The organism is Pseudoalteromonas luteoviolacea (assembly GCF_021654285.1).
Lineage (GTDB): Bacteria > Pseudomonadota > Gammaproteobacteria > Enterobacterales > Alteromonadaceae > Pseudoalteromonas > Pseudoalteromonas luteoviolacea_J.
Genome location: NZ_JAKFZS010000013.1, coordinates 1 through 14,809, shown reverse-complemented (window position 1 = coordinate 14,809; position 14,809 = coordinate 1). Strand labels below are relative to the sequence as shown.

Sequence of the window (14,809 nt, the reverse complement as noted above, 5' to 3'; positions counted from 1 at the left end):
CTAAGGTTTGAAATCTATTGAATCAAAGCGTTTTTTAATTTCGCCTTTATGATCTGTATTTTGCTCTAAATAGGTGCCTGCAAGCATTTCCTCTCGTTGTAGCTCCAACGCTTCTCTCCTTTCATTCAATACACTTTTTAGCTTTTCTTTATCACTAGTCAGCAATGTTTGAGAACTATTGATGTCTTGTTCCATGAGGTTGAGCATATCAATGCGAACCCCCATTTCTTTATACTGTAAAAAGTCAATGCCTAGACTGCCAAATAACAGTGCTTCATTGATTTCATGTTGTTCAATTTCGACCTCAATGGGCATGTCCATAATTTCAATCATGGTTTCTTGGTACAGCTGTATTTCTTTTAAACGATCATCTTCTAGCTCCGGGTCAACACGCTCTGTAGCTACCTCAAGAGCAAATTGATAATAATCACGAGCTTGATCCGATATTTCATCATAGTTTCGGTTAAGAGAAATCGGCATAATGAGATCAGGGTCGGTAACTTCGGGCTTGGCGTTTATTGTTTTTTCCATTAGTGACGCAAATTCAGCGTGTTTTTCTATGCTATTTTGCGCCTTGCTATCTTGACTTTGAAATACCCTATTGTGATTTAACGCAGCAATTATGCTCATTGGCATGTCCTTATCCGGCAATGTCTGTTTAACTCACTAATTGAAAGCAACTTATAGGCCAATAAACTCAAGAAATATAAATAAAAGCGGGAATTTCGCTGAAGTTGCGGACGGTTAAAACCTGCATCAACAGTAACAGGTCTAAAATTCAATTATTCTTCTATAAAAAATAAAAAAGGCGGCAAATTGCCGCCTCTATATCATCTTGTTTTATTTAAAACTGATAGTTAAACGTCAGTTTAGCATTACGTTCATTACCTGGTAATCCACCTAAGAACATCGCTTTGCTGTAGTATGTTTCATCAGCTAAATTTTCGATATTCAATTGGAAATGATAGTTATCAAAGTAATAAGCTGCCGCCATGTCCCAGCGTGTATAGCCATCAACAACCGCTGTTGGTAAGCCAAAACCAGAACTACTTACTGTACGCTCACTCACATAACTCATACCAAGACTTAATTCTAAATCTCCTCCCATAAATTGAGGTAGCATGTGTGTGATCCAAGCGCCAGCCATTTTTTCAGGTAAGCCTTTCTTATCCACTTCTCTATCTGCAGGGTCTTTTTGACTATTCATTACAGAGATAGCGTCTTGGTATGTACCGTTAAGATTTAGTTTCCAAGCGTCATTGAGTACTAGGTTTAAGTCAACTTCAACGCCTTTGGTTGTTTCATTATTGTCGTAAAAATAACGAGGCACATCAACGTTGTAGTCTGTTGAACCTACTTCAGAATTAAACTCGGTATTGCCATATCTTAGGTTGGTACGCTTTGTTTCAAAGAAAACAACAGAACCAAGTAAATCTTCTTCAAACGCGGTAAATCTGAAACCTAAATCAAATGACTCTGATTCAGAGTCTGGTTGGTTGGTTTTTTTCGGGATGTTAGTACCGTCAATTAATTCTTTTTCATCTTCTAACTTCGAAAGCACACCATAAGCAGTTCTACCTTTAGAGGCATTAATGAAAGCCGCAAACTGAGGTGTAATTTGGTAGTTTAAACCCACATTGTAGGTCGTACCTGAATCCTTAGAATCAAGCTCTTTAACTTCCTCATCAGTTCCAAAGTCTTCATATGTTTGCTTGATTTCTGTATAAGCTGCCCCAGCTCGCACGGTTAATGCATCTGTCAAATAAAGTACTTCTTGTGCACTAATACCATACGCAGTTAATGATTTTTCGTAGTTACTCTTTACAAATGGGTTATAGTCCATAAAGCTGCCAGTTGGCCAAACTGGGTTTCTAATATCAAGAATATATGGCAAATTATTACTGCGGGTATCACCATGTTTATCGTAGGCATGCCACTGCTTAAACGACATCTTTCTATCTTCGTAGTTAACACTTACTAAATGTTCACCACTTATATCGCCATAGCTCCAACCAAGCTGTAAGTCAGCAAAGTATTGCCATGTTTGCTCATCTGAAACAGCACGACGATACTCTTGACGACGTGCAGCATATGGGTGCAATACACCATCTTCAGTTACTAGAGGCGCACGAGGATCTTCATTGATTATTGAACCATGTGTTCTATTTGGGCGATCCCAATAAACATAGTTATATGCACCAGTTTGACGAGTCAAATCAGAATCATATTGGCGCCACAATATTTGCTGAGTCAATGTTGACTCTTCGCCCAAATGCCAGTCATGGCGAAGCTTAAAACGTAGCTCTTGCCCTTCGTTTGGTGTAGAAAGCGGTGATATTAAACCTGTTCCACCTAAATCAATTGGTTTTAGACCATCCGTTGTTGAAATAGATGCAGCTAGCTGTTCTCTTTGTGCTTCCGTTAATTGGACACCTAGGTACTCTTTTTTATCGTCATTGTTAATAATAAACTTAGGGTCATTGGGTACGTCTGCACCAGTAAGTTTTCTTGGTTCACCATCAATGCTAGCCCAATTGACGATTCGTACTGGGTCACCTACAGAGTCTACTTGAACAGCATCATCAATATAAGCCGCTGAAAATAACAAAGCATGATCTTTTGACGCCTCAAACTTCAAGCTTGCGTACACTTCGTCACGGTCTTGCTGTAAATCACGGTAACCATCACTACGCTCGTGGTTGAGTACCACACGGTATGCTAAATCGTCAGTAATTGCGTTGGTTGCATCTAGCATAAGTCCGTAGGTATTCCAGCTACCTACTTTTGCGCTGATCTCATAAGCTTCCTCAAACTGAGGCTTCTTCTCAATTAGGTTGACTACGCCACCAGCTGCACCAATGCCATATAAACCCGTAGCAGGACCTTTTAAAACTTCCATACTCTCGATATTAGTCATAGAGCGAGTTGGGTTGTAGTTGTTACCTAGGCTTGCACCGCCGTACATGCCATCGTAAGTATAATTTACACCTAAACCACGAATGGCAAGATTGTCACCAATACCATAGTTATTTCCACCTTGCGTAAAGCCACTCACGTTTCTGATAGCGTCTTGCAGCGTATTTGCTGTTTGTGAATCAAGTAAATCCTTATCAACAATAACCACTGCTGCAGGTGTTTGCATCAGAGCCATGTTTGATTTAGTCGCTGTGCCTGATTCTAAAATCAGGGCGTTGTGTTTGTTATAAACGCTAATACGCTCAATATCGTCTTGAGCTTTTTCAGCAGCTTGAGCTGTAGCGACAACGCCGCCTAATAGAGCAACTTTAACCGCAGTTGCAAGAACACTTTTTGAATTCAGTGAACGAGAGAATTGCATATTACACTCCAAACTTCGTAATACAATTGTTTATTCGCAGAGAGCGCGCATACTAACAGCGATAACAAATGATAACAACTCTCATTTGCGTTTAATAAAAGTTACTAAAGTTAATACTTGTTACGAATAAAATGAAATGTGCTTTTAATGTTTACACTGAGTGCTCATTTGTTTTAAATGATGTGCATTTGGTTGAATAAAGAATTCTCAATGTTACATATGTATATTCGGTTAAATAGTTCGCTACTGGTCATAGGAGCTTGAAATCTAGCTATTTTTATTATCGCAAGCAGCCGACTTAACGAGATCAATGTAATGCAGTACACTCTTCTCTTCTTCCTGTTCAAAATGTGTATGAAGCACGATGAGGGAAATAATTCGGTCTAGCCTAAATTCCCTGTAAGCATTTCTCAGCAAGCAATAGGAAATCACCGTCCATTTTCCTCCCCAGTAAACCAGACCTAACGGCTCAATGGTTCTTTCACTTACATCACCTTTAACATCTTGGTAAGTCATCAATAGATGATTTTTGTTTTCAATGGCTTCGCGCAGCACCTTATTATGTGCTTGACACCTATCGTCATGCCTATAACCCAGCGCATAATAAGGAAGATCATCATTTATCTGCTTCATTGTCGTCGGCAAAACCGCTTCAATTTTTGCAATAGCGGATTGGGCATACTGGGCTTGCTCTGGATCAGAAAATGCTTCGAGCATCCGGCTACCAATTAGCAATGCTTGAAGCTCCTGAACCGAAAACATCATGGGCGGTAAGTCACACTCACTGATTAAATAACCTATCCCCGCCTCACCTTCTATAGGTACGCCAGACGTTTGTAAATTTTGAATGTCGCGGTAGATTGTGCGCTCAGAGACATCTAACCTGTCAGCCAATTGCTTTGCTGTCACTGCAACCTTGCGGCCTTTGAGCAAATTGACTAATTGAAATAATCGCTCTGATTTATGCACAATCTTCCTCCTTTAATTAAACATCACAGCTTTTAGTCAATACAGTATGGTGGCTGATCCCAACTGATTCTTTATCAACTAGTGCACAATAGGCTTTGCATGCTGGTGCCTCTTCAAATGCAGCTTGCATTTTTTTATTATCTTCCAAGGTTTCCCAATAGCTGATATCAACAAATGTATCAGTATCCGCTTTGTGTGCCAGCGAACGGTATAAAAAGCCGGGCTGCTTAGCTACAAACTCTTCAAAGTCAGCACTTTTTTCCAATATTCGCTCTGTAGATACGCCTTCAATTAATTTAAAAGTAACGATTTCAATTATATTCTGTTTCATGGGTATAGCTCCTTTTGTTTGTTGGTTCAATTAAAACAAAAGGCACTGACAACGATTGTCAGTAGAAAGTAATGAGGATAATCAAAGTGGATATCAGATTATCCTCAATAGTGCTTTCAATACGTATGGACACTATAAGTAAAGGCTCTACAGCGCTGAAGTGCGACAAGTCTTAATGGCAAACAAGCATTTAACATAAGTGCTGGCTATTTATTTCGACGACCACTCTTTGCTTGATTATCTACTCGGATAAAGTGTGCCATTTTCATATATAGTTTTCAGCCAGCTTTCGTAAAACTGCTGCGCATATACTAACTCTTGTTCAGTCATTTTCGGATATTGCTTTTGCTCAAACCACGCATGGCGATTGTATACTTCATCATCTTCAGTAATTTCCATAAGTAGTTTGTTCAAAGCATAGGCCTGCGCAAAGCTGTTTTTTTCTAGCTGCTGTGAGTAATGTATGCTTGATAAAGCCATCATTGCTTTTTCACTTCCATGTTGCGCTGCCCGATTTAAAAACGCCCACTTTTTTTCTTTGAAACGCGAGCGTTGTGCAATATATTCATCTCTATGTTCGCGATTAAAGCCTTGCGTCTTCATATAATACTCAGTCGCTAAGCTACCGAAAGCCTCTTGTGCTGCAACAAAGCCGCTGTTTGCCGCCTCTTCAAGATACCTTGCATAGGATTGCTTTTGCGCCTTTGTGATCCCTTCGCAGTAGTGAAACCGTCTGATAACATTATCCGCAGCCGTGCCTGCATCACTGTATGATGCGATTTCCTCTAGCTTAGTTTGTAGCGCATCACTATTGTGTGGCGCAGAAACACAAAACTTAAAGTTCATCGCAATTATATATTTCGCCTCTAAGCTTCCTTTTTGTGCTTTAGCTTTTAATACATTCAAGTGCTCGTTAAATACGCCTGACAAATGCCAAATAGGCCGAGACATCGCTTTAAGCTGGCCAATGTGTTGCGCCGTCGTTATTTCAACCTCTTGACTCATTGGTATTGTCGATATCACTCTTTTTTCAACCAAAGCTTTCGAAGTTAATATTGGGCCGTCAAGTTCAGTCGAATTGTCTGCTTTATCCCCCCCTTGAATAGGGTAGATGAGTACCCAAATTGCAACAAAAGCTAAGCTGAATACACCAGCCAATAATAGCCACCGAGCCTTATTAAAGTTCATGAATACACCTTCTATCTCAAGCACACAAAATCATTTGATAAATGAATGTTTATTATCATCTTTTAAATTATTCGATTAGCGAGTAAACGATATCTAAACAAGGAAACTTCAAGGTATGATAAAAGGCTTGTGAAATATCACAAGCCTTTGCAAGGAAATTAAATGATTTTTACTTTTTGCTCTTTTATGCAAAAAAACGGAGTAAAAGTGATAATGCACAGCTCCCAAAATTCAACACCTAGGGAGTAAATAAAGAATCGTATTCACTTTAAGCTCTCATATACTTTAAACGGCTAAAAAATATAAAAATAACAACTCTAATCCATACAATATCTACACAATCTGACATTTAAGATGAAAAACCTAGATAAAAGTCCAAAATCGAAACCTTCCTCCCAAAAAACAACCCCTTCTATTACCTTTTTATACGCTCTTAGCTAAGTGAAAATTAACACTCTATATCGTTAGCTTTAATTACTATATTTAAAATAGATATCTGTGCTAGACCTATATTAGATTGAAAACTTTGTAATAAAAACACTACTAACGGTTAAAAACTGAAGTAGATAAATCGCCTGTCAATAATGGCATTAAGTCAATAAGTTAAAAAATAGTTGGCTTTTAATAACTGGTTAGCGCTTGAAAGTAATGCGGTGAAAAATAACTTTCCCATATAGGGTTAAAGCGCATTTCATAAAAAACAGATATATTCAATACCATTTAAGGAATGCGTCACAAAGAGAATCTGGGTCGATTACATAAATCCTAGAAGGCACAGGCGACTATACCTTCTAGATATTACTATTAACAAATACTAAAATTTTATTCCCATCAACAGGGATACTTCATTTATATTGTTTTCGCTTATATCAAAATATCGATACTGGACGCCTAACTCTACACGTTCACTTAACTGATAACCCAATTCAGCGCCCATAAAGGCATTTGTTTCAGCAGCCTCATAAGTTTGTAAAAAACGCTCATCTCGTGTACTGGTAATTTTATACTCCCAGTCAAATACACCAACGAAGACCTCTGCGGTTAATTTTTGCCAACGGTAAAGGTCATAATTGACTTGTAATGTAAAGCCTTCGGGCAATACAGGAGCAATACGAGAAACAGCTAGATGTGACTCTGCTGGCGATAAACTCTCCCCCTCAAAGTCAACTCGCCCTTGCCCTAAATCAACATAACCAATCCCGACATGCCAATTCGGCAGCAACTCATAGTAGCTGCTCACGGACCATGATTCACTGGAATTATCAATATTCTTGATTTGCAGGCCAGAGTTATTATCTACTCGCTCCGCAGCATTGGCTTGTCCAAGTGTACCTTTTAACTCCCAACCATCCGCATAAGCAGAAAATGGTAAAATGCAACTTAAAGAGGCCAATGCAAAACTTGGTAAACCCGATTTACGTCTACGTACTAATAATGCTGAAAGTATCAAAATAAGCCCCCCTCCTAGGCTGCCTGATGACGTATTTTCAATCGCGACAGCTTTATAAGCTGTAACGGTGATTTGTGCTACTCCCTTCGAAATTGCACCTTTACTATCTACAACGGTATATGTAACGATATCTACACCTTCAAAGCCAGATTTAGGTGTATATGAAATGGTGCCATCTGCGTTGATGCTAACCGTACCGCTTTGTGCTACCGCATCAATGACTGATAATGTATCGCCATCAGCATCAAAGTCGTTTTCTAACACATTTAAGATGATTGACGCTTGATCTGTTGTCGACGCTTCATCTAATGTTGTGGTTGGGGCTGAATTAACGGTCAAATTAACCGTGACCGTATTGCTCGCCGTTCCGCCTTGTCCATCTGTAATGCTGTATTGAATCGTTGCAGTACCGACAAAAGTTTGAGGAGGCGTATAAAGCAACTTATTGTCCTCAATCACGACAGTACCAAAATCAACTGATGCACTTGTAATAGTTAAAGTATCACCATCGGCATCTGTATCATTTGCAAGTACGTCTATCTGAATAGCTTGTCCAGAGCCCACAACTTTCTCATCAGCTACTGCAACAGGTAGAGAGTTACCATTATTGACAATTGCAACACCACCCGGATCGATGATGCTACCATTAGCTATGCCATCATCATCATTTGGCCCGCCATCTACAATCTGTAGTTTGACACACCAATCACCTTCAGTGAGTCCCTCTCGCCAAACATCACTTCCTGGAGGGGCGCAATATCCTGGCTCTCCCAGTGAGGAATAAATTTTATTTTGTTCATCAACGATAAAATCAACCCACTGAGTACCTATTAGTTTTCGATATACTGCGTTGATAGGTATCGGGTTACGCTGTGGAATAACAATGCTATAACTATCACCGGCTTGCGGAAGACCAACAGCTATAAAATCAAATAATCCTCCTATATTAGTAGCGGTATCATCTTGCTGTAATTCTTCAGGCAGAAGTTGTACACCGCCTGTCGAATTCTGTGCAATTGTTACACCTTTACGAATACATACACCGGGCTCGCCCTCAATCAAAAATTGAGAAGACTCCAATGCCTGCTCTTGCATAACGTTACAGTCAGTGATCGCATCTTGAAAATCTGGAATACCATCATTATCGGAGTCAGAATGGCCCTCCTCATTATCTGGAATTAAATCACCATCGGTATCTTGGTCCGTCAGAACAACGAGCTCAGGTACGACCTCTAGATAGATTTGCGCTGTACTAGCGAGGCTTGGCTCACCATCATCCGTCGCGGTGATTGAAACCCCATAAATACCAGTGCTAAGAGATTGAGCTGAGAAGGTAAATTCATTTTCTACTGTACTGAGGTTCTGTAGCTCATTATCCAGTGCACTCCATTGTAACTGCACACTATCACCAATGTTCGGGTCACTCACCTGCGCTGACACGGTAACTAATTGCTCATTTGCCGTCACGGTAGTACGTAACTCATTGTTTTGTTTAGCGCTGAGAACAATGCTAGGCGCGACATTTTCTTCAACAATAGTCACTTGAGTCGTAAATTTAGCGCCTCGATTCAGTGATTCATCAAGTGTGATTATAATGGTTTCATTACCCTCACTCAGCCCATCTTCAAAAATACTGAAGGTGATCTCGCCTTCAATGCCAGAAGCTATCGTAAGCGTACCACTGCTAAGTGTGTGGTCTGAACTGTTTGCCGTACCAGACACCGTATAAGGTATTTGTATTGGATACTGTGTTGCCTCACCATTTAAGAAGACGCCTAATGCGAAGCTTTGACCTTCAGATAATTGTGTATCCTTAGCTAAAGAAACGAGTGGATTCACAAATACATTTTGTGTGGCAAATGTGCTCAAACCATTGCTGTCTTGAGCTCGCCATGTCGCAAGGTGGCGACCTGGAGGAAACAACACATTATTATTCACAAGTGATACGCCGATAACATTGCCATTACTGTCTGTAGCCGTTGCATTACCAAGCTCCACTTTAGTGAATAGAGCCGTTGCATTGACATTAATATCTGCTGGCACGTTAATCGTTGGCGGTGTGCCCTGCGCATCATTTCTAACTACTGTCAGTTCTGCAACTGCTCTGCTAATTTCCCCAGCCTCATCTTTAATTACATAGTCGATGATCACCACGCCGTTAAACGTATCTTCAGGTGTGTAAACCAGCTCATTACCTGCCACTTGCACACTACCAACTGACGCTTGAGCACTCAAAAGCATCAATGAATCCCCCGTATCCACATCGCTATCATTACTAAGTACTGCTAAGCGGTATGTGCCCGTTGCTTCATCAAAGGTTTCTTCTGAATAGCTATCATCTTGGGCATCTGGTGCATCGTTGACATTATCTATAGTCATTGTCACAGTTGCGACATTGGACTCTAGGCCTAAGGTGTCTTTGACCGTGTAAGTAAAGATATCATTACCCACTTCATTGGTATTGGCGGTGTATACAACTCGACCAAGCCCATCAATACTGACTTGCCCTTTTGCAGGAGCGTTCACAATTGTCACACTTGATGGGTCGATTTCATTGTTACCATCCACATCTGTATCATTACCCAGCACATTCACCGCAAACGCCCCTTCCTCTTCAAGGGCGGCAATATCATCAATGGCCACTGGCGCATCATTCACAGCTTCAATCGTCAGATTAACTGTGGCAGGTAAGGAGCTCAACCCTTCACTGTCGTTTAGCGTATAAGTGAAGCTGAACTGACCATTTTGGTCTTGTGTCGGAGTAATTTGTAATTGACCATCTGTTAAGATAGCCACAGTTGCGAAATCAAACACTCCATTATTTTGTATAGTAATATTCGCGCCGTTAAACCCTTCGTCTTCAACATCAGTATCATTTGCTAAGATATTGAGCGTGATTTGTGTATCTTCTTGCGTTGTCACACTATCATCCGCTGCGATTGGCGCATCATTTACTTCACCGATATTAATTGACACAGTGGCCAACTCAGAAACAGCTCCGTTGCTATCCGCAATAGTATAAGTGAAGCTGTCTGTACCTTCATCGTCTTCAAACGGCGTATAGTCAATTGAACCATTAATACTATTAGTAACTGCATTGCCTTTTTGTGGTGCAGTGATGACTGCAATATCGCCTGTTGGGATACCATCTTCAATATCCGTTGCAAAGGCCATGACGTTAATACTGGTTTGCTCAGCATCTTCGTCGATATTCACAGTAATGTCTTCAACTTGCGGCACATCATTTATCGCCGAAATGGTGATCGATACAGTGGCTTTGTCTGAATTATTGGAATCTTGGTCTGATACGATATAGGTAAATAAATCAGTACCATTTACATCTTGATTAGGTGTATAGGTCGCTACCCCGTTTTCAATTAATACAGAGCCAATAGCTGGTTGATCAACGACAACTGCAGAAGAGGCTACAATATCCCCTTCAGGATCCGTGTCATTGCTCAATAGGTTTACCGTCACTGGCGTATCTTCATTGGTTTGCGCGCTGTCATCCACAGCGACAGGAGAGTCAGACACTGGCGTGATTGCAATGGTAGCAGTCACAACCCTAGATTGAGCACCAATGCTGTCTTGTAATCGATAGGTAAAGCTATCGCTTTGTGTTTCACTGTCGTTATGCGAATAAGAGAAGCTGCCATCTGCATTCACACTCAAAGTGCCAAACGTTGGCTGAGTTAAATCAACAATCGACAATACATCATTGCTATCTAAATCATCGTCAAGGGCAAAGTTACCGCTCAGTAGGCCTTCAACATTGCTTACACTTAATGTTGCTCCCTCGCTAATACTGTAGCTTGGTGCGATTGCTGTCGGAGCATCATTGGTATTATTAACAACAATATCAAATGCCGCTATAGACGCACTTATCTGACCATCGCTGACTGAAACAATAATGTTTGTATCAGTACCAACATTGGCGTCCAGCGGTATGCCTGTCATTTCACCAGTTGCAGTATTAAATTCAATCCAAGCTGGTGCATTCTGAATACTAAAGGTTAAGGTATCTCCGTCAATATCCGTTGCGCTTGGGGTAAAGCTATACGCACTGTCTTCATTAATAGAAGTTGAAGGCACGCCGCTTATCGTTGGTGTATCATTGGTATTAACAACGGTAATGTTAAACGCAGTGAGTGCGGCTGTTTCTGTACCATCTGAAACACTGATCACAATGCCTGTGTATACGCCAACATTTGCATTGACAGGTGTGCCTGATATCGCCCCCGTTGTGCTATCGAAGGACATCCAACTCGGTAAGTTTTCAATGGCGAATGTTAAATTGTCGCCATCTTTATCTTCGGCGGTAGGCACAAAACTGTATGCACTGTCTTCATTAACTTGCTTGCTTGGACTCCCTGAAATCGTTGGCGCATCGTTGATATTATTGACAGTGATATTCACCGTCGCTAATTCTGAGTCTGCCTGACCATCGTTCACTTTAAAGGTAAAGCTATCCGCTCCAAAGTAATCTAAGTTACCTGTATAGCTCAACACATTGCTATTGAGTGAGTAGCTACCATTGCTTGGTTCACCAACAAGTAAGTAAGTGAGATTATCGTTATCTATATCTTCTGCACTTAGAGTAATATTTACCTGCGTCTCTTCATCTACGCTTACAGCTTGCCCTGTGACCGTAGGTTGGTCATTCACCGCGTTGACTGTCAAAGATACAGTTGCAGCCGCAGAGTCATCTGTACCATCATTTGCTACGAAGGTGAATGTGTCAACCCCGTTGAAATTTGATGTTGGTGTATATAACCAAGTTGTATCTGATTGCTGTACCAATGTCCCGCTAGACACACCTGTGACAACGCGATAGATCAGCGCATCGTTTTCCTGATCAGTCGCACTGAGCGTAACAAGTAAACTGCCATCTTCATCTAAATTCAGGTTTTGAGCCTGTGCAATCGGTGCATCATTCACAGGAGTCACCGTCATTGTCACCGTGGCTTTATTAGACGTTGCGCCCGTTGTATCTTGAACTGTATACGTAAAAGTATCATCGCCAAAGTAATGCTGGTTCGGGGTATACACAATCCCGCCTTGCGCATTGACAACCGCCTGACCAAATTGAGGCTGGTCAACCACAGTTACACTAGCAAGATTAAAGCTGTCATTTTCATCTACGTCCGTATCATTACCCAAGACGTTCACTTCAAATGAACCCTCTTCTTGCAAACTCGCTGTATTATCAACGGCCACTGGCGCGTCATTCACTGGGGTTAGAGTGACAGTTACTTGAGCAGGATCAGAGGTTAAACCTTCACTGTCAGTCAGGGTATAGTTAAACGTGAAGGTGCCATTTTGGTTTGCAACAGGCACAATGTTCAACTGCCCGTCGGCTTGGATAGTCACCATGGCTTTTTCATAGCTACCCGCACCATTACCTTGATCCTCAAGTGTGATATTTGCCCCATTGAAACCTTGATCTTCTACATCACTGTCGTTTGATAAAATCGATAACAGAGTGCTCACATCCTCATCGGTTGTGACACTGTCAGCAGCGGCCACGGGTTTATCATTCACCGCGCCAATATTCACGGTAATTGTCATCGGTGTTGATACAGCCCCTGCACTATCTGCTACCGTGTAAGCAAAGCTATCTGAGCCTGTTTGATTGGCAGCAGGTTGATAAACAAACGTCCCCTGCTGTTGGTCGATAACAACACTGCCTTTACTCGGCTGGGTCGATATTGCCAAGTCTCCTGTTGGTATACCATCCTCTATGTCCGTAGTCTGAGCACGAACTTGCAGCGGGTCTGAATGAGTATCCTCAGATGTATTAATCACCAACTCTTTCGCTACAGGGAGGTCATTATCCGCGGTAATGGTCACCGTCACCGTCGCCGTATTAGAAGTATTTTGCTGCGCATCTTTGACTGTATAGGTGAATGTATCTACACCATTTTCATTGGCATTTGGTGTATAAGTCGCAACGCCATTTAATAGGCTAACACTCCCTTTGCTCGGTGCGGTAACAACCGTTGCAGAGGAGGCCACCATATCTTGCTCAGGATCGCTATCGTTAGCCAATAAATCTATGTTACCTGCATTATCTTCAACCACGGTCAACACGTCATTCACCGCTGTTGGCGCATCCGCAACTGGCGTGACATTAATCGTCACCGTATACGTCTCAGATGTCGCGTTTGATGCATCTTTAACACGATAGGTAAATTGATCAGTATGGTTTTCGCTGCCATCATGCTGATAGGTAAAGCTGCCATCTGTATTCAGTGTCAACTGACCAAATGACGGAGCGGCGACCTGTTCTACAGTTAACGTATCTCCGTTGTCAGTATCGTCATCTGTTGCGGTGCTGAGTAAACCTGCTTGCGCAGTTACGCTCAGCGTGCCAGCCTCTTGAGTGGCAAAATTAAACGCTGTGCCACTTGGCGCATCATTGACATTGGTCACTTCAATATTAAAGCTCGCCAATGACGCTGAATCAGTGCCATCATTCACCGAAATCACAATGCCATTGTACTCGCCTACATCAGCATCCGCTGGCGTGCCAGAAAGAACACCTGTCGTCGTACTAAACATCAACCAACTAGGTAAATTAGTGATGCTGTAGGTGTGCGTATCTTGCTCATCAGGGTCAACTAAAGTGGGTGTAAAACTATAAGCTTGGTCTTGCGCAATCGACGTTGTAGGCTGGCCAGATAGAGTCGGCGCCACGTTATACTTTTTAGTAACAGTGTCTGAAATCTGATTTGCACTATTTCCAGCCGCATCTGTCACGATTACCGTTAACGTTAAAGTACCTTCAGCCAGATTACTCACATCAATCGCGGATACTTGAGCAGTAGCAGCTGTAATGTTGCCATTGCCAGTCACCGAGGCATTATTTGCATCTGTAATGCTGTATGTGAATGTACCCGAGCTCTCCAGACCAGTTAAACTAAAACTCAGAGCCGACTCATTATCTCTATTGATAAGAGCCTGATCTATATTGACAGCTTGCCCTGTCGGCGAACTGGTATCGACACTCAAGGTGATTTGCTGCGCCGCTGTATTTGGGTTGCCAGCACTGTCGGTAAACTTGTCAGCGAGAATATCAAGCGTAGCGTCCGCTTCTGAATTTTCACTCGGCGTGAACACCACGCTATATTGTGTTCCTGAAGTGGCAGTGAAGTTGCTTAAAGTCCCTCCTGAAACGCTCACATCATCTACTGTGAAATTATCACTCGACTCACTCAACACAATAGTAACCGTCGAAGTTTCACCAACCTTAAGCGCCGTATCTGATGCACTGAATGTTGTCACTGATGGGCTGGATGTATCTAGCTCACTGGTTGCGGTGACTGCTGTAGCCGTGTTACCTACGGTGTCTGTCAGCGTCACAGACAGCGTGAGCGTGCCGTCGTTTAGTGCACTTAAATCTATATTAGAAATGGTTTGGCTTGCAGAGGTCACCGTGCCATTGCCCGTTGCTGATGTGCCGCCATTGCTACTCGAAATAGTATAGCTGTAGGTTGCGCCTACTTCGGCACTGCTAAAGCTAAACGAGGCAGCG

6 protein-coding genes are annotated in these 14,809 nt (G+C 41.9%); all 6 read right to left on the bottom strand.

The features are described 5' to 3' along the window. Positions 1 to 630: a hypothetical protein gene (locus tag L1077_RS13725; RefSeq protein ID WP_237137347.1), complete on the bottom strand. Its 630-nt coding sequence runs from the start codon at positions 628 to 630 to the stop codon at positions 1 to 3. Positions 631 to 844: 214 nt separating this feature from the next. Continuing rightward, a complete protein-coding gene (locus L1077_RS13720; RefSeq protein ID WP_237137346.1) occupies positions 845 to 3,337 on the bottom strand; it encodes a TonB-dependent receptor in 2,493 nt (830 codons plus the stop codon). 267 nt (positions 3,338 to 3,604) lie between these two features. Beyond that, positions 3,605 to 4,306, bottom strand: a complete 702-nt coding sequence (locus tag L1077_RS27600) for a helix-turn-helix transcriptional regulator (RefSeq protein WP_237137345.1) — start codon at positions 4,304 to 4,306, stop codon at positions 3,605 to 3,607. A gap of 16 nt (positions 4,307 to 4,322) precedes the next feature. Next, positions 4,323 to 4,637, bottom strand: coding sequence for an antibiotic biosynthesis monooxygenase family protein (locus L1077_RS13710; protein WP_237137344.1), 315 nt, complete (start codon positions 4,635 to 4,637; stop codon positions 4,323 to 4,325). A 237-nt stretch (positions 4,638 to 4,874) separates the two neighbouring features. Next, positions 4,875 to 5,825, bottom strand: coding sequence for a hypothetical protein (locus L1077_RS13705; RefSeq protein ID WP_237137343.1), 951 nt, complete (start codon positions 5,823 to 5,825; stop codon positions 4,875 to 4,877). A gap of 814 nt (positions 5,826 to 6,639) precedes the next feature. Next, positions 6,640 to 14,709: an Ig-like domain-containing protein gene (locus tag L1077_RS13700; protein ID WP_237137342.1), complete on the bottom strand. Its 8,070-nt coding sequence runs from the start codon at positions 14,707 to 14,709 to the stop codon at positions 6,640 to 6,642. Positions 14,710 to 14,809 lie beyond the last annotated feature (100 nt).

Excerpts from the sequence above, each read along its gene's own strand:
- L1077_RS13710 (WP_237137344.1), bottom strand. The coding sequence starts at position 4,637 with ATGAAACAGAATATAATTGAAATCGTTACTTTTAAATTAATTGAAGGC.
- L1077_RS13720 (WP_237137346.1), bottom strand. The coding sequence starts at position 3,337 with ATGCAATTCTCTCGTTCACTGAATTCAAAAAGTGTTCTTGCAACTGCG.
- L1077_RS13725 (WP_237137347.1), bottom strand. The coding sequence starts at position 630 with ATGAGCATAATTGCTGCGTTAAATCACAATAGGGTATTTCAAAGTCAA.
- L1077_RS13705 (WP_237137343.1), bottom strand. The coding sequence starts at position 5,825 with ATGAACTTTAATAAGGCTCGGTGGCTATTATTGGCTGGTGTATTCAGC.